Origin of the sequence: Providencia sp. PROV032, from assembly GCF_028484875.1 — a bacterium.
GTDB lineage: Bacteria > Pseudomonadota > Gammaproteobacteria > Enterobacterales > Enterobacteriaceae > Providencia > Providencia rettgeri_E.
The window spans coordinates 161,144-187,720 of sequence record NZ_JAMPSX010000004.1; the positions used below are offsets into that span (position 1 = coordinate 161,144).

Genomic DNA, 26,577 nt, shown 5'->3' on the forward strand with positions numbered 1-26,577 from the left:
AGAATTATTTACTAACGTTTATTAACTCATCAAAGAAATTATAAAAGCCTTTTTTGTTGTGGTCATCAAAGCGTAATTCGTTAAACTGCATAGTAAATGAGCAGTTATTATCCGTTAATTCGCTTAATGAGTTTATTGGGATATATTTTTTAACAATATCTAGCGCTTGTTGTTTGGTAATAGTCGTTGTGTATTCAGGGCTATTTTTGAGTTTCTTACCATCAAAATAGACAAGATATGAAGTTACTGTAACTTTATCATTTGGAGTATTAATAAAGGCGCGATAAATACCATAGATAATAGCTCTTTTAGCAATAAAATCCTTCACATCGGGAAAATCATCATCAGCAGCTTGCGGAGATATTATAACATTTAATGGATTTTCACTGATAATGTTAAGGGTGTGCTCTTCTTCTGTGTAGTCATTAAAGTCAGTCATTGCTGCTGCGAAATCTGGGTAAACTTCGTTTTCTTTTGTACAAAGTTCATTGTTTTCTTGTGTCACGGGAAGTACCCCTGATTGGTTTTGTTTGGCTTGCATATTTTGCGGCTGAGCATGTTCTTGTTCGTCTATAGATATCTGGTTTTCAATTTGTTTTTGTGTATCAGAAGAGGGGATGAAAGCGATAAATATGGACAGTAAAATAAGAAAGGTTACTGAGTACACAAGTGAGGATTTCATCCTATTGGGCATAAGCACAAGCTTAGGCTTTATTAACCCCAGAATAAAAGCAATTAAAGCTATAAGAGTCAATATAAAAAATAAGTTATCCATGAATTCTCCTTTTAGTGAGTGACGTGCTTAAATTAGATTCTGGTTTGAATGATAAGTAAAGCCCCTCATTTTGAGGGGCTGATGGGTCAATAATGGTCGATGTGGACGTAACGTGGACAGTGTGAATTGTAAAGTATTAAATAACAATAAGTTACAGTTAAATAATGAACACCATCCCTGATTATCGTTTAGATATGGTTGGAGAGCCGTGCCCATATCCCGCAGTCGCGACACTCGAAGCGATGCCATCGTTGAAAAAAGGCGAAATTTTAGAGGTAGTCAGCGATTGCCCGCAATCAATTAATAACATTCCTCTAGATGCGAAAAATTATGGTTATACGGTATTGGATATTCAGCAAGATGGGCCGACTATTCGCTATCTAATCCAAAAATAACGGATACGCGAGATACCCGTTATACTTTGCGCCGCAGCGTTGTTGACTGCACTCACCGCCCCTAGTCACATACTCTTGTATGCTCCTAGGGCTCGGTTCGCTTGTCGCCTAGCTGCAACCCAAATTATTTAGGGTATCTTGGTGATACAATAATCCATATTATGGCTCATTGATTGGCGAGATGAGTTGATATTGCAGCGTTGTTGACTGCACTCACGGCTCCTAGTCACACTGTATGCCGTTAGGGCTGAGTTCGCTTATCGCCTAGCTACAACCCAAATTATGTAGGGTATCTTGGTGATACCCTACATATATTAAAGTGACCTATAAGTTGGGGAACGGAATGCGGAAAGTAGAGGCAATGGGAAGTAGAGGCAATAGTGTGCTTACTCTTCTTGTTCTTGCCAATGAGTAATATCTAGAACCAGTTCGCATTCATCATCCATATAAGCGCCTGTTGGGACAAACCCCAGCTTTTTGTAAAACTCAAATGGACTTTCTTCCCCTTCACCACAGCTGTTATAAAGGCGTGGATAACCTTTTCTTTTTAAATACTGAATGACTTGGACCAATGCTTCTCGGCCAAACCCCAATTTTTGGTAGGGTTCAGCAATCATAAAACGCCAAAGCATAATGCCATCATATTCTAATTCGTCATCATCTAGCCCTGAATGCAGCATGATGAAACCAACAGGAACATCATCCGCGTAAATGCCTCGATACCATGCGCAATCCGAAAATTGGGCCTCTACCATGGAATAGGCGTTATCAGCTACCATATTACGTTGCGCTTCACTCAGTGTATGGCTTAATAGGCAAATCTCAGAAAAATTATCGGCAGTGATTTTTTGCAAGGTAACTTGTGAATTTTCATCCAATTCAGGTTCGATGAGCTCTTTCATAACATTTCCTTCGACAGAATATTGACCATAACCATCAGCGATGGGCTATTTTTATTATTGTTGTTGAACATCATTAAATATTAGAAATTTACGATATGGATATAAATCAACCAGAGATTTCACGACCAGTCAACGACTTAATTGTGGCTATGTAAGCGGGGTCTAAAAAGTGATGGCAACTTACTTAAGTGTCAGTTGCCATTGTGAGAATTATAGAGAATATGAAAAGAAATTTAGTGTTCGGCTTCGCCACCTAATACATCAATCAAGCGAGCGATTAATGCACTGAGCTCACCTGTCATTAAGACGTAATCAGCATCAAATTTTTGAGCGTAGTCTTCTTTAGCGATGTCGTCATTTTGCTCTTTTAATGTATCGCTAAATTTGAGGCGCTTCAGGGAACCATCATCAGATAACATGAACTGGATTCGTTCTTCCCAATCTAAGGCCAATTTGGTAACGAGTTTACCTGCTTCAATATGGGTGGCTATTTCATCAGAAATGAGGTCTTGTTTCTTACAGCGGATAATACCACCTTCTTCTAAGATAGCTTTTAGCTCCGCTTCATCCATGACGGCAAAACCTTGTGGTAATGAGCCTGAACGGATCCATTCAGTAAGTGTTAACTCTATAGGATCTTTAAACGTTAGAGGGACAACAGGTAGGGAACCTAAGCTTTTGCGGAGTAAGGCTAAATTATCTTCAGCGCGTTTTGCACTTGCGGCATCAACAATAATTAATTGATTTACTGTATCAATCCAAATGTAGGTTTTACTGAATTTACTGAATGCACGAGGAAGGAGTGAGTGAACGACTTCATCTTTTAGTGAATCTTTTTCCGTTTTCTTCAGCTTACGGCCTTGGTCAGCTTCCAACTTTTCGATTTTATCCTGCAATTCTTGCTTAATTACAGGAGATGGCAGCATTTTTTCTTCTTTTTTAGCACAAATAAGGATTTGATTACCCGCTGCATGCGTCAATGCATCACCACCATTCATGGGAGAAACCCAGCCAGTTTGCATCATATCTTGGCTACCACAAGGGTGATAGGCGAGGGCGGCAAGCTGTTTCTCTAAATCATCTGCGGAGAGTGCCAAATCCCGATTTAGGCGATAGACCAATATATTCTTGAACCACATGAAAAACCTACCTTTGTTGATAAATAGCCAGTTAGAGCAGGGGGCTATGATAGCGAATTGTCTGTTATTAAGCGAAAAAAAATGCGCACTCGTTGAAGGCTGCTATCATTTCATTAGTTAACTATTGATAATGTCCCTCAAAGCAAGCCATGATAGTGATAGAAGCCCTGACATAAAAACTTTAAATAGTAGAGAGCATCATAATGAGAATAGGTATTGACCTTGGTGGAACCAAAATTGAAGCTATTGCATTGGATGACAATGGTAATGTCTTGTTTCGTAAGCGTATTCCAACTCCTCGTGGTGATTATGATGCGACACTTAACGCGATAGCAAGTTTAGTGGCAGATGCAGAAACGGCGACTGGATTATCAGGTAGCGTTGGTGTTGGGATCCCTGGAACTTTGTCTCCAGTGACAGGAAAAGTTAAAAACGCCAATTCCACATGGCTTAATGGTAAACCGTTCGATGTCGATTTAAGTCATTTATTAAACCGTAAAATAAAAATGGCGAATGACGCGAACTGTCTCGCAGTCTCTGAAGCGGTTGATGGTGCGGGAGCGGGAGAGAAAGTCGTTTTTGCCGTGATTATTGGAACCGGATGTGGTGCAGGGATTGCGATAAATGGGCAAGTGCATTCGGGGGGAAATGGTGTTGCAGGGGAATGGGGACATAACCCTTTACCATGGCAAGATGAGCAAGATAGACAATTTCTAGCAGCAGAAAGTTGTTATTGCGGGCTGACGGGGTGTACTGAATTATTTGTCTCAGGCACCGGCTTTATGGCGGATTACGCGAAACTGTCAGGGTGCAAAAAAACGGGAATGGAAATCGTTGAATTAGCGCAAATAGGGGATGAACATGCCGTCATTGCACTCGAAAACTACCTTAATCGCCTCGCAAAAGCTCTCGGACAAGCCATTAATATGCTAGATCCAGATGTCATCGTGTTAGGGGGCGGAATGAGTAACGTTGATTATTTATATGAGGCGTTGCCTGAAAGGATCCGTCAATGGGTGTTTGGTGGGGAGTGTGATACACCAATTCGTAAAGCGGTGCATGGCGATTCGAGTGGGGTTCGCGGAGCGGCTTGGTTATTTTCGTCCTAATTTACGCTGTCGCGGTGTTGGCTTCATTCGGTTACTCGGGTCACATACTTGTGTATGCTCCCCGAGATACCCTCTTTTGCCGCCTAGCGACAGCGTAAATTAGTTAGAAAATAGAGCCAATGGGATGGTAGCGGTGTTGGCTTCATTCGGTTACTCGGGTCACATATTTATGTATGCTCCTAGAGATGACCTCATTTTGCCGCCTTGCCACAACTCGAATTATTTAGAAAAAATACTTGGTTTCTAATCAAATGAAAAATCTTTAGAAAATTAATGATTAAATAATCATCTTTTATTTCTTAAATTAAATTTAGATTAATTGAAAATAATTTGATGGATAGATTTATAGAATAAAAAGGATAAATAAAAATAAATGTGCTTTCTTGGCTAAATAAAGCACATTTATTTAAGTTAAATAAGTTTCTTTAATACTCAGTGATATAAATCACAGTTCTTTTTTTCCTACGAAAAATATTCACAACTCCTCAATGGAATAAGTTGAGTTAATTAAGGTGAATTTGTCATCATTAATTCATTTTTGTGAGCTATATAAAAATCAAGCCCAATAAAAAGATGAAAACCGTGATTTAGTCACAAAAAATGGTTACTGTTTGCAGTGTATTATCATTAAAAATTGACGTCATGCACATAGTGTAAAATTTTAATGCTATTTTTGTTGTTTATTTGTTCAATTTTACAGGGTAGACACTCGAATTTGAGAGGGCTATTTTCTCTCAATAATGGCAACTAAGGGGATTACATGAATAAAGTATTAAAACTTTCAACACTTGCTATGTTAGTCGCATTTAATGCGAACGCAGCAACGGTTGATTTACGCGTAATGGAAACATCAGATGTTCACAGCAACCTCGTTGACTTTGACTATTATAGAGATAAGCCGACAGAACAATTTGGTTACGTACGTACTGCAACATTAATTAAAGCCGCTAAACAAGAAGCAACAAACTCAGTATTAGTGGACAACGGAGATTTAATCCAAGGTAGCCCATTAGCAGACTACATAGTCGGTGAAGGTTTAAAAGACGGTGAATCTCACCCGGCACATAAACTTTTAAATACTATGGGTTACACCGTAGGTAACTTCGGTAACCATGAGTTTAACTTTGGATTAGAATTCTTACATAAAGCTATTGATGGCGCAAAATTCCCATATATTAATGCCAATATTATCGATGCGAAAACAGGTAAAAACTACTTTAACCCATATATTATTGTCGATACACCAGTTAAAGATAGAGATGGCAAAACACATACCATCAAAATTGGCTACATCGGTTTTGTCCCACCACAAATCTTAATTTGGGATAAACCAAATCTAGAAGGCAAAGTCTTAGTTAACGATATTACGGAAACCGCGAAAAAATTTGTACCGCAAATGAAAAAAGAAGGTGCGGATTTAGTTGTTGCGATCCCTCACTCTGGTTTTTCCCAAGAGCCATATAAAGCAATGGCTGAAAACTCAGTTTATTACCTCAGTGAAGTCCCTGGTATAGACGCTATCATGTTTGGTCACTCACACGGTGTGTTCCCTAGTAAAGATTTCAGCGATATCAAAGGCGTTGATGTTGCAAAAGGGACCGTTAATGGTGTTCCAGCTGTCATGCCTGGCCAGTGGGGTGACCATTTAGGTGTTGTAGATTTAGTCGTCAATAATGATGATGGTGCATGGAAAGTGGTTGATGCAACCGCTCACGCACGCCCTGTCTACGATAAGCCAAATAAGAAAGCCTTGGTTGAGCGTGATGGTGAACTGGCGAAAATCATTGAACAAGAACACCAAGATACCCGCAAATTTGTTGGAAAACATATCGGTAAAGCGTCCGAAAACATGTACAGCTTCTTAGCATTGGTTCAAAGTGACCCAACTGTACAGATCGTGAATGATGCTCAAATCGACTACACCAAAAACTTCATTCAAGGTGACCCAGATCTGGCAGATTTACCTGTTCTTGCAGCCGCTGCACCATTTAAAGCTGGCGGACGTAAAAACTCACCAACTGAATTTATTGAAGTTGAAAAAGGGGATTTAACTTTCCGTAATGCTGCTGACTTATATTTATATCCAAATACGTTAGTTGTAGTGAAAGCGACAGGAGCCGATGTTGTTGAGTGGTTAGAATGTTCAGCGGGAATGTTTAATCAAATCAATCCACAATCAACAGCACCACAAAGCTTATTGAATTGGAATGGTTTCAGAACTTATAACTTCGATACAATTAGTGGTGTAAATTACCAAATCGACCTGACTCAACCTGCGAAATACGATGTTGATTGCCAAACAATCAACAAAGATGCTAACCGAATCAAAAACGTAACCTACCAAGGTAAGCCGATTGATCCAAAAGCAACCTTCTTAGTGGCAACGAATAACTACCGTGGCTACGGCGGTAAATTTGCTGGGACAGGTGATAATAATGTCGCATTTGCATCTCCAGATGAAAACCGTTCTATTTTAGCGGCTTATATTGCTAAAGAGTCTAAAGAGAAAGGACAAATAGCGACCAAAGCAGCTAATAATTGGTCATTCACTCCAATTAAAACAGACAAAAAACTGGATGTTCGCTTTGAAACTGCACCAAGTGAAAAAGCAGCAAAATTCATCAAAGAGAATGCACAGTACCCGATGAAACAAGTCGGTACCGATGAAATTGGTTTCGCTATTTATCAAATAGATTTAACCGAGAAGTAATCTAAACATATTGATATCATTCAAGCCTACCTACGGGTGGGCTTTTTAGTGGCTAAATAATGTGTTTAATAGGTACTTTTTAGAGGGGGGAAATAGTGCTCGGAATATTAAGACAATTTTTACATTAAATATTCCGAGCAGTTATGATTAAGGTAAACATTATGGATCTACTCATAAAAGACATTTAACATAGGTAACTTCGTATATTTATCATATTCAACTTTTACATACTCAGATTCTACCTTTTGACCATTTTTTAAAGAACCTGTTGTTGAAATATCTTTACCTTTTCGGTAACACGTAATATTAACCCGATCTTTATGTTCAACTTCGATAGAACATTGTGGTTCATAGATATAGCCTGAAAATGAAATTGTACCTCCTGATGAGTTATTACTTGCATAGGTGAAAGAACCGCTTGAAATGATTATAGCAACAACGGATGTTAGTAAAGATAAACCTTTCATAGTCCACCCCCTTAATAACACTTCACACGATGAAGCGTATTTTTGTGCTCTCACTTTTAGTGTAGTTCAAATATCTATAATGCAAAAACTAAAAATGAAAATATACTTAGAGTTTAGTTGGGTGGTTGGTTAATATATTGATAAATATCAACTTATGTTTTTACTGGGCTTTGTCTGATCAATTAATGGTCAGGTGGTAATAGGAATGTAATAATAATAGAAGAATTGTAAATATTTCTTTTGTTTAGATAAGGTATTTTTAGTAAATATGTTTCATTGAATATATATATTAATTTAGAATAAGTTGTTATTTTACATTTTGGGTTATCATCTACGATGTTCTTGAGCTGTTTTTTAATAATGTTAAATAAATAAAGTCCTCCCGTAATATATTACGGAAGGACTATTGGGATTTTTAGTATTTCAATTTATTTGAAAACTTTAAAACGATCATCATCGTCCATAAAGTCTTTATCACCTGCTGGCTCATTAATTGAACCAAATACCATTTGCGCGCGTAATATCCAGTTAGCCGGAACATTCCATGTTGTTTGTACATCATTATCAATCAGTGGATTGTAGTGTTGTAAGGATGCACCGATATTTTCTTGTGATAATGCAGTCCAGACTGCGAATTGTGCAATACCACTGGCTTGTTCAGACCAAATTGGGAAATTATCTGCATATAAAGGGAATTGCTCTTGCAAACCTTTAACAATGTCTTGGTCTTCAAAAAACAGAATAGAACCGGCTCCAGCAGCAAAACTATCAATTTTTTGTTCTGTTGAAGCGAAGGCTTGCTCAGGAACGATTTTACGCAGTGCTTCTTTGGTTATATTCCATAATTTTTGGTGTTCAGCACCAAATAAAATCACTACACGAGATGTTTGTGAGTTAAATGATGATGGTGAATGTTTAACTGCTTCTTTAATTAATTTCGTGACGTGTTCTTCTGATACAGGCAAAGCATCGCCGAGGTTATAGATAGTACGACGATTTTTAATCATTTCGATAAATGCGTTAGACATTTTAGTCTCCTAGCTTTTCATTAGCGCACGGCATGTTATTGAATAAACCTTAGAAGCCGTAGTGTGTTTCAATGGTTATTACTATAACGTGGGGAATAAAAAATCATAGAAAAAAAATTTAACGATAAGGTTCAAATTTTTGCTCTAAGTTGGCAGGTTGGTTTTATTTGTTTTAAAACAATATATTAAGTTAATCTTAGGCAGGAAATTATGGCAGGAAACGGCATTGATAAGCACAAAATAATAATATGTATAGAAAATAATTGAGGATAAAATAGAGGGGAATGAAAGCACCTAGGTAGCGTATCAATTTTATCAAAAAGAGTGTGCTGGAACGGGCTCAGTATTCTCTACCTATGTAGGAAATAATGAAGCAGATGCATTTCGTTTTCTAAACAACTTAGCGACTTTTAAATTGCTGGTTAGTATAGGGGGAGAACCATTCCCCCCCGAACAGTCACAAAATTGGGTTAAATAATGCGAAATTGTGCGGGAAGTTCGCTAAAGCCAAGCCCATTGCCTTTTTTCACAGCAATTTGTACAGGAATACGTTCTTTCATTGCTTCCACATGGCTAATGACACCTATAGTTTTGCCAGAAGCATTTAAACTTTCTAATGCATCAAGGGCAATATCTAATGTCTCTGCATCTAAAGTACCAAACCCTTCATCTAAAAAGAGTGACTCCAATTGTGTACGGTGACTTACCATATCGGATAAGGCTAAGGCTAACGCTAAACTAACTAAAAAGCTTTCCCCGCCTGAAAGCGTTTTAATATCTCGAATACTATCTGCCTGCCAGCCATCAATAACTTGTAATTCAAGGTTTGCTTGGTGGTTACGCTGCAATAAATATCGGCCATGAAGTTTTTCAAGTTGTTGATTAGCTAGAGAAACTAAGCAATCTAAAGTTAAGCCTTGTGCATAGCGGCGGAATTTATCTCCTTCAGCGGAACCGATAAGTAAGCTGAGATAGCTCCAATCATCGTAACTTAACTGACTTTTCTCTATTTCTTGCAGTAAATCCTGCTGCTGGTGACGAAGTTGCTTATCTGTATTGAGCTGGTTAATTATCTGGCCTTGTTTCTGATTTATTTGCTTAATTTCTTCATCGAGTTGGGCAACAATTGTTTGTAATTGCGCTTCAGTCAGTGTCGCAAAATCAGTATTACGTTGTTGATTCAGTACTTCAATGGCCTGTACCCCCTCTTTATAACGCGTTTCACACTGTATGCGTGCTTGGTTAATACGTTGCTTTAGTGCTTCTAATTGTTGTTTTTCTTCATGGTTTATCAATGCCTCAAGGAAAGCGTGCTGGTCACGAAATGGGCTATCGGTAAGCGCTTGAGTAAACAGGGTATTCGCTTGTGTTTGTGCCTGTTTTATTTTTTCGCTGGCATCAATGAGCGCTTGATAACTTCCATTCATTGATGCGATGGTTTTATCAGTCTCATTGAGTTGTTTGCTTAATTGTTCTTGAGCTTGGAAAAGCATAGCTTGTTTGTCATTCAATTGCTGAATGAATTGGTTGATAGTTAAGCCAGAAACCAGTGTTTTTCGTCGCGCTATTCTTTGCTCTAAATCTAACTCAATTTGCTTAAGGCGATTTCTTTCTTGCTCAATTTGTTGAGTGAGAATGTTGAGTTGTTCTGACTCAGCTTTTAATGTGGCTTTATTGACTTCAATTTGTTGGCTAAGTGTCTGCGCCATCACTTTTTGGTTGTTGAAGTGCTCACTGCGTTGGGTGAGCTCGCTAATCCATTCATCGAACTTGTCTTTATCTGGTACATTTAAGTTAAATGGCGTGAGAGTGGATTGCCATTTATCTAACTGTATCTGTTTACGCTGTTGGAATTGGTTATATTCTTTTTGGAGCTCATCAAGTTGTTGTGTTTGGTTTTTTAAACGTTCTTCAATTAATGACAAGTCAGATTGCCACTGGGTAAAGCCTGCTTGTTGCTCGTGTAGTTGATATTTAGCTTGCTGATATTCGCGCTCTAGCACTGTCATATCAGCAACTATTTTCTGTTGTGTAGCTAACTGTTCCGTTAATTGATTAACGAAAAGTGTGACGGCAGGTTCATTTTGGGCTAATTCAGGTGTGAGTGCTTGCTCACATGTTTTTTGCCACTGTTGGTTAAAGGTATCAAGTTGTTCATTGATTTGCTGCTGTTGCTGTAAATTTTCGTTTTTGCGTTGTTTTTGTGTGTGAAGTTGTGATTCTAACTGAGTTTGTTGTTGCTTTAATTGGTCGAGTTTATTTGTAAGCTCAATAAGTTGTTGCTGTGTTTCACTGAGGTGGATTGATTGATAATCGTTAACGGCAGGGTGCTCTGTTGCTCCGCATAATGGGCAGGGGTTACCCGCTATGAGTTGCTGACGTTCATGCTCTAGGCTAACAATTTTTTGTTCTAATTGTAATTTGTCATTGGTTAGTTTGATGAGTGGCGTCAATTCATTCATGCGCGTTAGGGTAATGCCCAACGTTTTTTGCGTGGTGGTGATATCTTGTGCTAATTCAACATCTTTCTGGGTCTGTTTTTGTTTCTGCGTTTGTGCGTTAAGGCATTGAGATAATATTAATGGCAATAATTTAGCATGTTGTAAGCGTGCTTGTAGCTGTTCAATGTGTTGATTGATGGCGTTAATATCATGTTTTTCTTGGCTTTGTTTGTAGCTTTCTTCTAGTTTTTTGAATGTGACAGTGCTGTGTTCTAACTCGAGACGTTTTTGGGTTAAAGTTTCCGCTTTTTGCTGCTGTTGCCGCTGCAATTGTGCAACTTCATTTGAGGTACTTTGTTGTTTTTTATGTAAACTCGTCAGTTTATCAGCTAATTCGAATATAAAATGGCCTTGTTGTTGCCAGCTGCCGATATGCGAATTGAGCTCATCGTCTTTTGGGTGTTCTTCAAGGAATAAATGGTGTTTCTTTAACTCAAGGTGCGCAGTGTGGATCTGATTTTGTGCCTCATCAACTAAGCGCTGCTTTTGCTGAAGTGAGGTTTGTTGTTGCTCGATTTGCTGCGTAACTTCAGCTTGTTGCTGCTTTAATTGTGTAATTTGGTTATCCAGAGGCCTGACAGTTTCATCAATCAATTGATGTTGTTGCTTGGCAAAATCAAGGTGTTGTTGATACTCAGATTGTGATTTTAACAACTTTTCTTGCAGTGGGGCACGTTCAGCTTTCTGGGTCTGTAGGCTAAGTTTCAACTGTTGCTGTTTATTCGTGTACTCAGTGAGCTGTTGCTGTTGGCGCTCAACTTCTTGCCATAACGGGCGAAGCGACTCGGCAGGGGCGCTATCAGCCAATCTTTTCAACTGAGGCTGTGCGGCTTGGAACTCAAGCTCATTTTTTTTGAGTTCATCATCAAGTGACTGCATGCGTTGGGTGAGCTGGTGGTATTGTTGCCACCAATTGACGCCTTGTTGGTGGCGAGCCCACTGTTGCTTGGTTTGAGTCTCTTGTTCAAGTAAATGATTTTGCTGTACTAATAACTCTTGGTGCTCTGCTTCAGTGAGTAAATTAATGCTTTGTGCCTTTGCCTTTAGCAAATCTAAGTCAATTTTGGCTTGCTTGTGTTGATTAAAAACATAAATTGAAATCTGGCTATAAATTTCTGTGCCTGTAATTTCTTCAAGTAAATCCGCACGTTCTTTTTCAGTGGCATTTAAAAAAGCCGCGAAGTCCCCTTGAGAGAGTAAAATTGATTTAGTGAAGCGCTCATAATCCAGCCCAGTTATTTGTGCTATTAATTCTTTTATCTCTGTAATTTTTACGGCCAATATTTTTCCATCAGTAACCGTTGCAAGCTCCGCCTTAGGCTGTTGTAAATTGCCATCAGGTTTCCCTCCTGCTCGACGTTGGCTCCAAAAAGCACGATAAGCTTTGCCTTTGACTTCAAACTCTACCTCAGCAAGGCATTCCCCTGTGTGGCGAGTCATTAGTTCATTCTGTGCATTAGAAATAGTTTTTAAACGCGGTGTTCGGTGATAAAGCGCAAGGCAAATCGCATCTAGTAAGGTGGTTTTTCCTGCACCTGTGGCACCCGTAATGGCAAACAGGCCATTGCTCGCAAATGGCTCTTCAGTGAAATCAATTTTCCACTCACCCCGAAGAGAGTTAATATTTTTTAAACGTAAACTTAAAATCTTCATATTAACTTTCCTTGCTCATTTGTAATGCGTCATAAGATTGTTGAAATAGCTGCACTAGGCGCTGTTCACGCTCAGGATCCTCTAAAGACTCTTGGGCAAGGCGACGTAAAAAAACATCTTCTACAGTGAGTTCACTTAATGTTTCATTGGCTAAGGTTTGACTTTGTCCCTGTATTTGCTTGCGTGCACGGCGCAGTATCACAACTTCAACAGGGAGATCTTGTGTCAACGCTTCAATACGCTGTTGGATATCAGCGAGGTAATCTTGTGAAGCAACTTCAATATCTAACCAAGCAGGTTTATCACCTCGGTAATCCTTCCATTCCTCTAATTGCTGTTCTATTTGGCTTAACGAGCCTTTAATGCTTTGCAATGGTTGAATAGTCGGGATGTCCAATGGAGTGATTTGAGTCAATTCACTTCCAGTAAATTCGACAAGGCAGACACTTTTTTGTTGCGCTGTTTCGTCAAAACTCAATGCAATCGGTGAGCCACAGTAGCGAATGTTTTCTTGTCCTCCAATTACTTGGGGACGGTGAATATGGCCAAGGGCAATATAATCAGCAGGCGGAAAAGCCCCAGAAGGAAACGCATCTAACGTACCAATATAAATATCTCTCACAGAGTCAGTTAAGGCTGCGCCGACAACGGTTAAATGGCCAGTGGCAATAATTGGAATATCCAACCCTAAAGCGGCTCGTTGTTCTAGTGCAAGTTGGTAGCTGGCTTGGTAATGGGCATGAATAGCGGTTTGCAGCGAGAGTTGTTTATCTTCACTATTTTGCCCAGCGATACTGAGCTGGATATCTCGAGGACGTAAAAAAGGGATGGCACAGACTAAACCGATGGGTTGTGCCTGCTTATTTATTAAGGTAACGACATGCGGCTCACTTCCAGACGTAATGACTTGTGTATTCAAGTAACGAAGTAGAGCGCTTGATTCATTGAGCACAGAAACAGAATCGTGATTACCACTTAAAATCACCAGCTGGCAGCCTGTTTTTTGTAAATCAACAATAAATTTATTGTACAGTTCACGTGCATAGCTCGGTGGCGAACCAGTATCGAAGATGTCTCCTGCAACGATGACCGCATCAACTTGATGTAATTCCACTTGTTCAACAAGCCAGTTTAAGAAATGTTGGTGCTCAGGCGCACGGCTTTTGGTAAAAAAATACTGACCAAGATGCCAGTCTGAAGTATGAATAATGCGCATGAGTTATCAATTCCTATCATCAATAATGTGCATGAACGTTCGATAATTAAGTATACCTGATCCATACCTTTCGTTGAGGGATGTTTGCGACTTTATTACTCATTACTACGTTGTAGATTACTATGTTGCGGAAATATTTCACTTAAATGACATTTAACCGCTAAAATAAAGATTAATATGAGTTTCACCCATTGATATTCATAATTCTGTCATAAAAGTGACGCATAATGCTTTCACATTTTAGATGTCTTCTTAATTTTACAGGAACAATCATGGCAAGACGCATTCTAGTTGTTGAAGATGAAGCGCCCATCCGAGAAATGGTTTGTTTTGTATTAGAACAGAATGGTTTTCAGCCTATTGAAGCTGATGATTATGACAGTGCGATTGCACAACTCGTAGACCCGTTACCTGACCTCGTCCTACTGGATTGGATGATCCCCGGTGGCTCAGGGATCCAAGTCATTAAACATATGAAGCGTGATAGTGCAACACGTGACGTTCCTGTCATGATGTTAACTGCACGAGGAGAAGAAGAAGACCGCGTAAAAGGTTTGGAAGTTGGCGCGGATGACTATCTTATTAAGCCATTTTCACCGAAAGAATTAATTGCTCGGGTAAAAGCAATCTTACGTCGTATCTCCCCAATGGCGACGGAAGACATTATTGAAATGAATGGGTTAACATTAGACCCTACCTCTCATCGTGTCACTAGCAATGAAATCCCTATTGATATGGGGCCAACTGAATATAAATTACTCCATTTCTTTATGACGCACCCTGAACGCGTATATAGTAGAGAACAGCTATTGAACTATGTATGGGGAGCCAATGTGTATGTGGAGGATCGAACTGTTGATGTCCATATTCGGCGGCTAAGAAAGGCACTAGAGACGGAAGGTCATGATAAAATGGTACAAACTGTACGTGGTACAGGCTATCGTTTTTCTGTCCGTTACTAAAAACCACAAAGGGAGAGCCATGCGTGCTTGAACGTTTATCGATTAAGCAGCTGATTTGGGGGCTGTTTTTATTTATCTTACCCGCTCTTATTTTATCGGTTTTTATTGGCCACCTCGCGTGGCTATTAGTGATATCGCTACTTGCCGCTCTGATATGGCATGGGTATAACCTGCTCAAGCTTTCTTACTGGTTATGGTTAGATAGAAGTATGCTTCCCCCTGAGGGCCGAGGTGGGTGGGAACCGATATTTTATGGTATCTACCAGATGCAACAGCGTAATCGAAAACGCCGTCGTGAATTAGGCCAGTTAATTAAACGGTTTCGTAGTGGTGCAGAGTCACTCCCTGATGCAGTGGTTATGATGACAACCGAAGGCAATATCTTTTGGTGTAATCGACATGCTCAGGCTTTACTCGGCTTTCGTTGGCCTGAAGATAATGGCCAACATATTTTTAATTTATTACGTTACCCAGATTTTAGCCGCTACTTCACCATTAAGCGTTATGACCAAGCGCTGACTATCGAGCTCAATAGTGGTGAAATCGTTGAGTTTCGTATTTTACCGTATACCGAAGGCCAGTTATTGATGGTTGCGCGGGATGTGACAGAAAAACGTCGTTTGGAAAAGGCGCGTAGGGACTTCTTTGCAAATGTGAGTCACGAATTACGCACGCCTCTTACGGTAATTCAAGGTTACCTTGAAGTGATGGACGACCAAGAAAACGTGACTGCGGTCAATAAAAAAGCATTGCATGTCATGCAAGAGCAAACGCATCGTATGGATAACTTAGTCAAACAGCTTTTGCAATTATCGCGTATCGAAGTTGCTCCTCAAATTAACCTTGATGAGCAAGTGAATATCCCTGTCATTCTCAAAATGATTGAGCAAGAAGCGCTTAGTTTAAGCCAAGGGCGTCATCAATTTGAGTTTCATATTGATGAAAAATTGCGTGTTCATGGTAATGAAGAGCAATTACGTAGTGCAGTGGCAAACTTAGTCTATAACGCGGTCAGCCATACGCCTGAAGGCACAAAAATTTGGGTTGATTGGCAGAGAAGCGGACAAGGGGCGCGTTTTAGTGTGAGAGATAACGGGCAAGGGATACCCGCAGAGCATATCTCTCGTTTAACGGAACGTTTTTATCGGGTAGATAAAGCACGTTCTCGCCAAGGCGGTGGAGGTACTGGACTTGGGTTAGCTATTGTTAAACATGCATTACAACATCATAGTAGCCAATTGGTGGTGACGAGCCAGTTAGGGAAAGGGAGTGAGTTTTCATTTACGTTACCAACAGTACTAATTGTTGACGATAAAAAACTTAAAAATGGGTAAATAACTCCACTTTATTAATGTAATCAAAATATTAATAAAGTGGATTATTTCTATTTATTAATCAATATGTGTATTCAGTTCAATATTCATATATTTAATGCTAATAATCTTTATTTCATTAATTATATATTCTGTTAAATAGTCAATTACAATCACTAGAAAAAGAAGAGTTGTTCATTTTTCGAACAAAGCATATAACGATTATTGGGATTTTACTGAAAGTAATCACTGGTTCTGAAAATTAGTTTAGTTATTTGTTCTTGTTTTTCGGTTTGCTATTGCCTTTTTTCCCTATAAAAGTTCTACTTGTTGTCAGTTATTGGCGAATTTTTCTGTTTTTTGACTTTTCATTTCGTGTGATACAAGCAAATATACTTTTTTATATTGTTAACAGTATGTTTATCAGAATTCTATCTCGCTATATATATTTCAAAGGGTTGCTAAGTGCAAACCCATAATTTTCTATTTTGTCACTTAAAAATAACATAATATGGCTCATCGTTTATCATCAAGAGATATCATCGCATTAGGCTTTATGACTTTTGCGTTATTCGTCGGGGCAGGGAACATTATCTTTCCCCCTATGGTTGGTTTGCAGGCAGGGGAACAAGTTTGGACTGCCGCACTAGGGTTTTTGGTTACTGGTGTGGGTCTACCTGTTTTAACGGTTATTGCGCTGGCTAAAGTGGGTGGGGGCATTGAAGCTCTTAGCACGCCTGTCGGCAAAACAGCAGGGTTACTATTGGCGGTTGTTGCTTATTTGTCTGTAGGGCCGCTATTCGCCACCCCAAGAACGGCGACAGTATCTTATAAAGTCGGTATCGCACCCTTATTCGGTGGTGAGTCCGATATGCTATTACTGATCTACAGCGTAGTTTACTTCGTTCTCGTTATTGGTATTTCATTATACCCAGGAAAACTGCTCGATAGCGTTGGGCACATTTTAGCGCCTGTAAAAATGTTAGCCTTGGCTATTTTGGGGGTTGCGGCTGTTATGTGGCCTGCCGGTGATCCGATCCCTTCGACAATAGAATACCGTGAGATGGCTTTCTCGAATGGCTTTATCAATGGTTATCTGACAATGGATACCCTTGGTGCGATGGTATTTGGTATCGTTATTGTTAATGCGGCGCGTTCAAGGGGTATCGAAAACTCTTCATTATTAACCCGTTATACTATGTGGGCGGGGTTAATTGCAGGGGTATTATTGACGCTGGTCTATTTGTCATTGTTTAAGCTCGGCGAGAATAGTGGTTCGTTAATTCCAAACCCAGCCGATGGCGCTGATATCTTACATACCTATGTCCAATACACTTTTGGTAATTATGGTAGCTTCTTCCTTGCGGTATTAATCTTTGTTGCCTGTATGGTAACTGCCGTGGGCTTAACCTGCGCCTGTGCCGAGTTCTTTAGCCGCTATGTACCGATTTCTTACCGTAAACTGGTGCTGATCCTTGGGGTTTTCTCCATGGTGATCTCAAACTTAGGTTTAAGTAAGCTAATCGCCTTCTCATTACCGGTGCTAGTTTCAATTTATCCACCTTGTATTGTATTAATTTTATTAAGCTTTACTTTAAAGTGGTGGAAGAACCCAACGATAGTTATTGCACCAACCATGTTAGTCAGTTTTGTGGTTGGTTTAATTGGTGCGGTAAAAGCGTCAGATCATCTGAAAGGTTATATCCCTGAATGGATGACCACAATGCCGTTGTATAAACAAGATTTAGTTTGGGTATTACCGACTGTTGTTGTGATGGTCGTGGCGATTTTATGCGATAAGTTGGTATCGCCATCAGTACAACATAAACAAGCTTAATTGTTTGATATTATTAAAAAAGGAGCTGAATAGCTCCTTTTTTTCTATTTCTATTTTATTTGCCCGTTAATCGACACCAACAGCGCTACCTGCTGGACGGCGTACATCGTTAGAGCCATAAATAAAGCCTTCGCGTACTTTTCCAGATACAGCTGAATCATTACCGGATGATTTTGCACTGACGCCCGCACCTTCAGGGATCGCGACCATAATCAACTCAGCGGCACCCCATGGTGTTTGTTCAACCATCTTGTATCCCATTTTGTCCAGCAGCGCTAAGGTGTCTTTAGAAACGCCTCTTTGCTCATAATAAACCTCATCAGGGAGCCACTGGTGGTGAATGCGTGGTGCATTAACCGCTTCTTGTGGTGGCATACCATGGTCGATAATATTTAAAGCGGTTTGCAGCGTAATTGAAATAATCCGTGAGCCTCCCGGTGAACCTAGCACTAAGAACACTTTGCCATCTTTCGTCACAATAGTTGGGCTCATGGATGAGAGTGGTCGTTTACCCGGTGCAATAGAATTGCGTTCACCCTGTACTAAACCATATAGGTTTTTTTCGCCCACTTTGGTGGTGAAATCATCCATTTCATCGTTTAAGAAAAAGCCAGTTCCGGGCGGGATCACCACAGAGCCAAAACGGCCATTAATGGTATAAGTGGTTGATACTGCATTTCCTTTCTCATCGACGACAGAATAGTGCGTGGTTTCAGGTTTTTCGTGTGGCCCCATTCCCGGTTGAACTTGGGTTGATGGTGTTGCTTGGTTGGGTTTGATTTCTTTACGTAACTCTTCTGCGTAAGCTTTACTCAGTAATTTTTCCGTTGGGTTATCGACAAATTTAGGGTCCCCTAAGAACGTATTTCTATCCATATAAGCATGACGCATCGCTTCCGTTAGAGTATGAATATAGTCCGCAGAGTTAAAGCCCATTTCCTTTAGGTCATAACCTTCTAAGATATTAAGTGTTTGGCAGATAGTCACTCCACCTGAACTTGGTGGTGGCGCTGAAATAAATTGATAGCCTCTATAGGAGCAGCTCACTGGCGCTGTATCCGTGATGGTAAAATCCGCAAAATCTTTTGCTGTTAAAATTCCGCCATTTTTCTTGGATGCTTCTTCAACAATTTTGGGGATTTCTCCTTCATAAAAGGCAGATGGGCCATTTTGGGCAATTTTTTCTAGCGTGTTAGCTAAATCGGTTTGGACCAATAAGTCGCCTGGTTGGAAGGCACTGCCATCGGGTTTTAAGAAGATACGCGCGACTTCTGGGTCTTGTTTAAAACGCTCTGTTGTGGTGTCGAGGACATCAGTATCTGCGCGGGTTAGAGTAAAGCCTTCCCTTGCTAATTTTATGGCGGGTGCCATCACCTGCTGGCGGCTCATTGTCCCATATTTCTCTAGGGCATAGTCTAGGCCTTTAACGGTACCTGGTACGCCAGATGCGAGGTAACCATACAAACTGGCATCTTTTATAAGCTGACCATCTTTATCTAAATACATATCTGCGCTAGCGGCACCGGGGGCAGTTTCTCTAAAGTTGATGAATAAGTCTTTGCCATCAGCTAGGTGAATAGTCATAAAGCCACCACCGCCGATATTGCCACAACAAGGGTTAACAACCGCTTGTGCATAACCTACCGCAACGGCTGCATCAATGGCATTACCGCCTGACTTGAGAATGTCCGCTCCAATTTGCGATGCTAGGTGTTGGGAAGAAACAACCATGCCTTTTTTCGCTTCGACCGCAGGTTCGGAGGCGGCATAGAGTTGACTGGTTAGGAGTAAGGAAAGAAGTAGAACCGCAGGGCGTAATGATGTTTTTATCATTCGTATCTCCCAGTTAAGGTTAATTGAAGTGTTCTATTGCACAAATACTCAATATGAATAATTTGTTAATTATTTGTGTTTTTAATGTATAGCACACAATAATACAAAACATTGAGTATTTGAGTTAAGAATTGTTAACTGAGTGGAATAATTGCTAATAGGAAGAGAAAAAATAGACTTGGTTCACAAAAAGTAAAAAGCGGGCCTAATGCCCGCTTTTCAAAAACTTGCGTAACGAATTACAGTTTTGCAGAGTTTTTAGTCAGGTAGTCAGCAACGCCTTTTGGAGATGCGTTCATACCTTCTTGGCCTTTTTCCCACTGAGCTGGGCAAACATCACCGTGCTCTTCGTGGAATTGCAGTGCGTCAACCATACGCAGCATTTCGTCAATGTTACGGCCTAGTGGCAGGTCATTAACGACTTGGTGACGGACAACGCCGTTTTTGTCAACGAGGAAAGAACCACGCAGTGCAACGCCTGCATCTGGGTGTTCGATACCGTAAGCTTTGATGATTTCGCGTTTGATATCAGCAACCATTGGGTATTTAACTTCGCCAATACCGCCGTTATCGACTGGTGTTTTACGCCATGCGTTATGAACAAACTCAGAGTCAAAAGAAACACCAACAACTTCTACGCCACGTTTTTTGAATTCTTCGTAGCGGTGGTCGAATGCGATCAGCTCTGAAGGACAAACGAAAGTAAAGTCCATTGGCCAGAAGAAGATCACAGCTGGACGGCCGTTCAGGTGGGTTTTCAGGTTGAAGTTATCAACAATTTCACCGTTACCTAAAACAGCTGCAGCAGTAAAGTCGGGGGCTTGACGTGTTACCAGAACCATAATTTACTCCTATGAGTTTGAATTAAAGTTTTTTATCCTATTTATTCAATCACTGAAAAAATTTAATCACTGACAAATAATATGGACATAGTCCGCTAAAAGAATAAAAAAATATCTTTTGATAATAAAGACATTTAAACCGATTATTGTGATAGGTTTTGGCTATCAATAATACTGGTTTATTAAATTAATATCAATAAGATAGTTTTATTCCGCTAAAGTGCAAGCTTTAATTTATTCCTTTGTGTTAATTGTGACATTCTGTACAAAAAAATGTTGCAGTGCATTAGCCATCATTTCTGGGTAAAATTGAAAGAAAATATTTTCTAACGCATCATACTGTAATAAAAAGTCGTTAAATGAACCGCTTAGCGCGCTGAGCTTGGGGCGCCTTTTTGCCATTCCATTCAATGATTTTCCAATATAATTTTTATCTGCATAACGTATCAGCCACTGTTGGGGCCAAAGGTATTCATTTAACTCCTGAAATTTTTCAGGGGTATGACAAAGTTGAGGCTCAATTATTGTTCGGCAGTCACGTACAAAGTCCATTAGTGATATTGAAGGCTCAATAGTTGACCAATGCAAAGATAAAAAATGATCCCAGACTAAATCCAAGGTTATAGGCGCAATACGGCGATATTCATCACGAAACAACCGTTTAGCTTCTTTGACTAGAGGGTGGGTATCTGTAATGCGGTCGACGGCTCGATGCATAAAGATACCAGAGACAATGTCGGATGAATAAAGGCCCGTAGGGTTACCGCGGACGTAGTCAGCCATGATGTTGCCGAGTAGGGAGCTGTCAGCGAGGTGGGCCAGGTGGAGGTGAGCTAAATAATTCACTTTAAAATGTCCGTCGTCTTTCAAACCACAGGGGTGTTAGCTTCGTAAAGCTACCCGAATCACATACCTATGTATGCTCATCGGGATATCTTTACTTGCTGCCTACCTGTGATTCGAAATCCATAGGACATGCAGCGCAGCTTAGCTAACTTTTTGATTGCTCAAACTATAGCAGTAATTATGTTGAATTCGAAACTCACAGGACATGTATTTGTTGGATAATAAAAATCTCCATGTAACACGAAATTTATGAGGTATCAGTATTGAGAGATAAAAGAAAAACAGAAATAATTCATTCTTTGAATGGACAAATAGCGTACAGAATTTTTTGCTAACAAAATATTTGTTAAATAATGGTGTTTTTTTGTGCGATTTTGCGCTTATTTCTTGCGCCAAAGTCGGTGCGGCACTAGACTAGTTGCCTGTTTTTTTTAGATTGATGTCAATACAATGCGTGTTTCTGATTTTACTTTTGAATTACCTGAAGAACTGATTGCCCATTATCCACAGGCTGAGCGCAGTGCTTGCCGCTTATTAAGCCTCGATGGTGGCTCAGGGCAGCTCACGCATGGTGTTTTTACCGATATTCTAGAAAAACTGGAGCACGGTGACTTGCTAGTGTTCAATAACACTCGCGTGATCCCAGCACGGTTATTTGGGCGCAAGGTTAGCGGCGGTAAAATTGAAGTTCTGATTGAACGTATGTTGGACGAACACCACGTACTTGCTCATGTTAGGGCATCAAAAGCACCAAAAGAAGGGGCTGAATTACTGCTAGGTGAAGATGAAAGCGTGAAGGCGACGATGGTCGCGCGTCATGGTGCATTGTTTGAACTACGTTTTGACGATGAACGTGATGTACTGAGCATCCTAAACCAAATTGGTCATATGCCTTTGCCACCTTATATTGACCGCCCTGATGAAGAGTCAGATAAAGAACTTTATCAAACTGTGTATAGTGAAAAACCGGGGGCTGTCGCAGCACCAACGGCAGGTTTACACTTTGATGAGCCGTTACTTGAAGCATTGCGCCAAAAAGGTGTAGAAATGGCGTTTGTGACATTGCATGTGGGAGCCGGCACCTTTCAACCAGTACGTGTTGATACTATCGAAGATCACATTATGCATTCTGAATATGCAGAAGTGCCACAAGAGGTCGTGGATGCCGTTTTAGCCTGTAAAGCTCGAGGTAATCGCGTTATCGCCGTTGGAACGACATCTGTTCGGTCACTAGAAAGTGCCGCAAAAGCAAGCCAAGACGCTTTAATTGCTCCATTTTTTGATGATACCCAAATCTTTATTTACCCAGGGTATGAATATCAGGTGATAGATGCACTAATCACCAATTTCCACTTACCTGAATCTACATTAATTATGTTGGTTTCTGCGTTTGCTGGATATAAAAATACTATGAACGCATATAAAGAGGCGGTAGAACAAAAATACCGTTTCTTTAGTTATGGCGATGCCATGTTCATTACCCCCAATTCAAATGCTCGATTTGAGAAAATTGGTGAGTAATCAGTTTTAAGCGGTGGCATCGGCTGCTTGCTTAGCAAATTAATATTATCGATAGCAACAGACTGTTTTTCTGCTGCTAGGAGGCAAATGTGAAATATGAATTACAAACGACTGACGGCAATGCACGCCGTGGTCGCTTAGTATTTGAGCGTGGTGTGGTGGAAACCCCTGCATTTATGCCAGTAGGAACCTACGGTACAGTTAAGGGGATGACCCCTGAAGAAGTCAAAGAAACTGGTGCTCAAATCTTATTAGGGAATACTTTCCACCTGTGGTTACGTCCAGGTCAAGAAATCATGAAGTTACATGGCGATCTCCATGACTTTATGCAATGGCAAGGGCCAATTTTAACCGATTCAGGTGGCTTTCAAGTCTTTAGTCTTGGTGCGATGCGCAAAATTAAAGAAGAAGGGGTGCATTTTCGCAACCCTATCAACGGTGAAAAAGTTTTCCTAAGCCCTGAAAAATCGATGGAAATTCAGTATGACCTCGGCTCAGACATTGTCATGATTTTTGACGAATGTACGCCATACCCTGCGGATTGGGACTATGCAAAGACATCCATGGAAATGTCGCTGCGTTGGGCTGCACGTAGCCGTCAACGTTTTGACGAACTGAACAATAAAAATGCCCTGTTTGGTATCATTCAAGGCAGTGTTTACGAAGATTTACGTGATATTTCAGTTAAGGGGCTGGTGGAAATCGGCTTTGATGGGTACGCTGTAGGCGGCTTAGCCGTAGGCGAACCGAAAGAAGATATGCACCGTATTTTAGAGCACGTCTGCCCACAAATTCCGGCAGAAAAACCACGCTATTTAATGGGTGTAGGGAAACCGGAAGACTTAGTGGAAGGGGTTCGCCGTGGTATCGATATGTTCGATTGTGTGATGCCAACACGAAATGCACGAAATGGGCATTTATTTGTGACAAATGGCGTGGTAAAAATTCGTAATGCTAAGTATAAATCAGACACATCAACACTGGATGCTGATTGCGACTGCTATACTTGCCGTCATTATAGTCGTGCTTATCTGCATCACCTTGATAGATGTAATGAAATCCTTGGTGCAAGGCTCAATACCATCCATAATTTACGTTATTACCAGCGTTTGATGGCAGGTATTCGCCAAGCCATTGAAAATGGGAATTTTGAAGAGTTTGCTAAAGATTTTTACCAAAAGATTGGTAAACCCGAACCTTCATTAAATATCGAGTGAATTTAAGTGCGAAATGCCACTAATCTGTGTAGCATATCAAACTTAGCTTTTTTGTATGTAAAATTGCTTTCAATAAAACAATGAGGAAAGTTGAATGAGTTTTTTTATTTCTGAAGCGGCGGCGTCAGCAGGTGCACCAGCGCAGGGTAGTCCATACACCATGGTTATCATGCTTGTTGTTTTCGCGCTGATCTTCTATTTCATGATTTTGCGTCCACAGCAAAAACGTGCGAAAGAACACCGTAAATTGATGGAATCTATCACTAAAGGTGATGAAGTTTTAACAACTGGTGGTTTAATCGGACGTGTAACTAAAGTGTCTGAAACCGGTTATGTGGTTCTTGAGCTGAGTGAGAACACAGAAGTAACCATCAAACGTGATTTCGTTGCTGCTGTTTTACCTAAAGGCACAATGAAAGCAATTTAATTCTGATTCTCCCGAAGGGAACTGCCGTGCTAAACCGTTATCCTTTGTGGAAGTATCTGATGTTGATCTGTGCGATCCTCATCGGTTTGCTTTATGCGCTTCCAAACCTATATGGTGAGGATCCGGCTGTTCAGATCACTGGCGTGCGGGGAACCGCCGCCAATGAACAAACGCTGATCCAAGTCCAAAAATCGTTAAAAGACGATAAAATTGAGAGTAAATCTATCTCTCTAGAAAATGGGGCGATTTTAGCCCGATTCAACAACTCTGATGTTCAGTTACGTGCGCGTGAAGTGATCATGAATGCACTGGGTGACCAGTATGTTGTTGCATTAAACCTTGCACCTGCAACGCCTAAGTGGCTCGAAGCTATCGGTGGTGAACCGATGAAGCTTGGTCTTGATCTGCGTGGTGGGGTTCACTTCCTGATGGAAGTTGATATGGACACTGCATTAGGTAAATTGCAGGAACAAAACATGGATGGTTTGCGTAATGACCTACGTCAAGAAGGCATTGCGTACTCTTCTATTCGTAAAGGCAATGATTACAGCGTGGAAGTTCGCTTTCGTAACGCGGATGATCGTAGCCAAGCTGAAAAAGCATTGTCTCGTAAATACCCTGATTTAGTCTTTAGTGATGGCAGCGATAACACGATGATTGCTGTTATGACCGACGAGCGCTTACGTGAAGCTCGTAACTATGCGGTTTCTCAGAACATCACTATTATTCGCAACCGTGTAAACCAATTAGGTGTTGCGGAGCCACTTGTTCAACGCCAAGGTGCTGACCGAATTGTCGTTGAATTACCGGGTATTCAAGATACCGCTCGTGCAAAAGAGATTTTAGGTGCGACTGCGACATTAGAATTCCGTTTGGTGAATACTTCAGTCGATTCTTCAGCAGCAGAAAGTGGCCGTGTACCAGGTGACTCAGAAGTTAAATATGACCGTGAAGGCATGCCTTACGTGTTATATAAGCGTGTGATCTTAACGGGTGACCATATTACGGATTCAACCTCTGAAGCGGATGAAAATGGTCAACCACAAGTAAGTATCAGCCTTGATAGTGCTGGTGGTTCTATCATGTCTGATTTTACACGTGATAACCAAGACAAGCTGATGGCAACGCTGTTTGTTGAATACAAAGACAGTGGCAAAAAAGACGCAACGGGCCGTTCAATTTTGGTGAAAGATGAAAAAGTCATCAATGCGGCACGTATTTCTGCGCGTTTTGGTAGTAAATTCCGTATTACGGGTATTACTAATGGTACTGAAGCTCGCCAGCTTTCATTACTGTTACGTGCAGGTGCGTTGATTGCACCAATCCAAATTGTTGAAGAACGTACCATAGGTCCAACACTGGGTATGCAAAATATCGAGCAAGGGCTAAAAGCTTGTATTGCAGGTCTGTTAGCTTCAATCCTGTTTATGATTATTTACTATCGTAAATTTGGTTTGATTGCGAGTAGCGCGCTGTTGGCTAACTTGGTGCTAATTGTTGGTGTAATGTCCTTATTACCGGGCGCGACACTTACCATGCCAGGTATTGCCGGTATCGTGTTAACCCTTGCGGTTGCCGTCGATGCGAACGTTCTCATTAATGAGCGGATAAAAGAAGAGTTGCGAAATGGGCGGTCTGTCCAGCAAGCGATTCATGAAGGCTATAAAGGCGCCTTCTCAAGTATTACAGACGCAAACTTAACGACACTGATCACAGCCATTATTCTTTATGCGGTGGGTACAGGGTCGATTAAAGGCTTTGCGATTACGACAGCGATTGGTGTCGCAACCTCTATGTTTACAGCTATTGTCGGTACACGTGCTATTGTGAACCTGCTTTACGGCGGTAAACGTATTAACAAGCTGTCAATTTAAGGAGCACGTT

20 protein-coding genes are annotated in these 26,577 nt (G+C 40.6%); 10 read left to right on the top strand and 10 right to left on the bottom strand.

What is annotated here, in order from left to right; all coding sequences use genetic code 11:
* Positions 1 to 4: 4 nt before the first annotated feature.
* Entirely contained in the window at positions 5 to 775 is a 771-nt protein-coding gene (locus tag PSF42_RS03815; RefSeq protein ID WP_272679487.1) for a hypothetical protein, read from the bottom strand.
* Positions 776 to 936: 161 nt separating this feature from the next.
* Here PSF42_RS03815 and yedF point away from each other — a divergent pair, with 161 nt between their 5' ends.
* Positions 937 to 1,170, top strand: coding sequence for a sulfurtransferase-like selenium metabolism protein YedF (yedF, locus tag PSF42_RS03820; protein WP_272679560.1), 234 nt, complete (start codon positions 937 to 939; stop codon positions 1,168 to 1,170).
* A 386-nt stretch (positions 1,171 to 1,556) separates the two neighbouring features.
* Here yedF and PSF42_RS03825 read toward each other — a convergent pair whose 3' ends face one another.
* Positions 1,557 to 2,072 (bottom strand): GNAT family N-acetyltransferase, encoded by a 516-nt coding sequence (locus tag PSF42_RS03825; RefSeq protein WP_125891937.1) that lies wholly within the window; start codon positions 2,070 to 2,072, stop codon positions 1,557 to 1,559.
* Positions 2,073 to 2,305: 233 nt separating this feature from the next.
* Positions 2,306 to 3,211, bottom strand: a complete 906-nt coding sequence (rdgC, locus tag PSF42_RS03830; RefSeq protein ID WP_125891938.1) for a recombination-associated protein RdgC — start codon at positions 3,209 to 3,211, stop codon at positions 2,306 to 2,308.
* A gap of 203 nt (positions 3,212 to 3,414) precedes the next feature.
* Between rdgC and mak the strand changes: the two genes are divergently transcribed.
* Together mak and PSF42_RS03840 are read left to right on the top strand one after the other, a co-directional pair.
* On the top strand, positions 3,415 to 4,320 hold the full coding sequence (mak, locus tag PSF42_RS03835) for a fructokinase (RefSeq protein WP_272679488.1): 906 nt from the start codon (positions 3,415 to 3,417) through the stop codon (positions 4,318 to 4,320).
* A 760-nt stretch (positions 4,321 to 5,080) separates the two neighbouring features.
* On the top strand, positions 5,081 to 7,030 hold the full coding sequence (locus PSF42_RS03840; RefSeq protein ID WP_125891940.1) for a bifunctional 2',3'-cyclic-nucleotide 2'-phosphodiesterase/3'-nucleotidase: 1,950 nt from the start codon (positions 5,081 to 5,083) through the stop codon (positions 7,028 to 7,030).
* A gap of 167 nt (positions 7,031 to 7,197) precedes the next feature.
* Here PSF42_RS03840 and PSF42_RS03845 read toward each other — a convergent pair whose 3' ends face one another.
* From PSF42_RS03845 to sbcD, 4 genes are all read right to left on the bottom strand, one after another.
* A complete protein-coding gene (locus tag PSF42_RS03845) occupies positions 7,198 to 7,497 on the bottom strand; it encodes a type 1 fimbrial protein (RefSeq protein WP_125891941.1) in 300 nt (99 codons plus the stop codon).
* Between the two features lie 428 nt (positions 7,498 to 7,925).
* On the bottom strand, positions 7,926 to 8,525 hold the full coding sequence (locus tag PSF42_RS03850) for a nitroreductase family protein (protein WP_125891942.1): 600 nt from the start codon (positions 8,523 to 8,525) through the stop codon (positions 7,926 to 7,928).
* Positions 8,526 to 8,995: 470 nt separating this feature from the next.
* Positions 8,996 to 12,679, bottom strand: a complete 3,684-nt coding sequence (locus PSF42_RS03855) for an AAA family ATPase (protein WP_272679489.1) — start codon at positions 12,677 to 12,679, stop codon at positions 8,996 to 8,998.
* A 1-nt stretch (position 12,680) separates the two neighbouring features.
* Positions 12,681 to 13,895, bottom strand: coding sequence for an exonuclease subunit SbcD (gene sbcD / locus PSF42_RS03860; protein ID WP_272679490.1), 1,215 nt, complete (start codon positions 13,893 to 13,895; stop codon positions 12,681 to 12,683).
* A gap of 272 nt (positions 13,896 to 14,167) precedes the next feature.
* On the opposite strand from sbcD, the gene phoB reads away from it, so the two are divergent.
* From phoB to brnQ, 3 genes are all read left to right on the top strand, one after another.
* Positions 14,168 to 14,857: a phosphate regulon transcriptional regulator PhoB gene (phoB, locus tag PSF42_RS03865; RefSeq protein ID WP_125891945.1), complete on the top strand. Its 690-nt coding sequence runs from the start codon at positions 14,168 to 14,170 to the stop codon at positions 14,855 to 14,857.
* Positions 14,858 to 14,880: 23 nt separating this feature from the next.
* On the top strand, positions 14,881 to 16,191 hold the full coding sequence (gene phoR / locus PSF42_RS03870) for a phosphate regulon sensor histidine kinase PhoR (RefSeq protein WP_125891946.1): 1,311 nt from the start codon (positions 14,881 to 14,883) through the stop codon (positions 16,189 to 16,191).
* A 490-nt stretch (positions 16,192 to 16,681) separates the two neighbouring features.
* On the top strand, positions 16,682 to 18,007 hold the full coding sequence (gene brnQ / locus PSF42_RS03875; protein WP_248467668.1) for a branched-chain amino acid transport system II carrier protein: 1,326 nt from the start codon (positions 16,682 to 16,684) through the stop codon (positions 18,005 to 18,007).
* 66 nt (positions 18,008 to 18,073) lie between these two features.
* Here brnQ and ggt read toward each other — a convergent pair whose 3' ends face one another.
* The 3 genes from ggt to PSF42_RS03890 all read right to left on the bottom strand — a co-directional run bounded on the left by ggt (position 18,074) and on the right by PSF42_RS03890 (position 21,528).
* Positions 18,074 to 19,840, bottom strand: coding sequence for a gamma-glutamyltransferase (gene ggt / locus PSF42_RS03880; protein WP_213912947.1), 1,767 nt, complete (start codon positions 19,838 to 19,840; stop codon positions 18,074 to 18,076).
* Between the two features lie 239 nt (positions 19,841 to 20,079).
* Positions 20,080 to 20,682 carry a peroxiredoxin C gene (locus PSF42_RS03885; RefSeq protein WP_004905550.1) on the bottom strand — a complete coding sequence of 201 codons (603 nt, stop codon included), beginning with the start codon at positions 20,680 to 20,682 and terminating at the stop codon, positions 20,080 to 20,082.
* 234 nt (positions 20,683 to 20,916) lie between these two features.
* Complete coding sequence (locus tag PSF42_RS03890) at positions 20,917 to 21,528, bottom strand: acyl carrier protein phosphodiesterase (protein ID WP_272679491.1); 612 nt, start codon at positions 21,526 to 21,528, stop codon at positions 20,917 to 20,919.
* A 450-nt stretch (positions 21,529 to 21,978) separates the two neighbouring features.
* Between PSF42_RS03890 and queA the strand changes: the two genes are divergently transcribed.
* The 4 genes from queA (at position 21,979) to secD (ending at position 26,567) form a co-directional block, all read left to right on the top strand.
* Positions 21,979 to 23,049, top strand: a complete 1,071-nt coding sequence (gene queA / locus PSF42_RS03895; RefSeq protein ID WP_213912945.1) for a tRNA preQ1(34) S-adenosylmethionine ribosyltransferase-isomerase QueA — start codon at positions 21,979 to 21,981, stop codon at positions 23,047 to 23,049.
* 89 nt (positions 23,050 to 23,138) lie between these two features.
* Positions 23,139 to 24,266 carry a tRNA guanosine(34) transglycosylase Tgt gene (tgt, locus tag PSF42_RS03900; RefSeq protein ID WP_102139012.1) on the top strand — a complete coding sequence of 376 codons (1,128 nt, stop codon included), beginning with the start codon at positions 23,139 to 23,141 and terminating at the stop codon, positions 24,264 to 24,266.
* Positions 24,267 to 24,360: 94 nt separating this feature from the next.
* On the top strand, positions 24,361 to 24,693 hold the full coding sequence (gene yajC / locus PSF42_RS03905) for a preprotein translocase subunit YajC (protein WP_004905542.1): 333 nt from the start codon (positions 24,361 to 24,363) through the stop codon (positions 24,691 to 24,693).
* 26 nt (positions 24,694 to 24,719) lie between these two features.
* Entirely contained in the window at positions 24,720 to 26,567 is a 1,848-nt protein-coding gene (gene secD / locus PSF42_RS03910) for a protein translocase subunit SecD (protein WP_125891951.1), read from the top strand.
* The last annotated feature ends 10 nt before the right edge of the window (positions 26,568 to 26,577 follow it).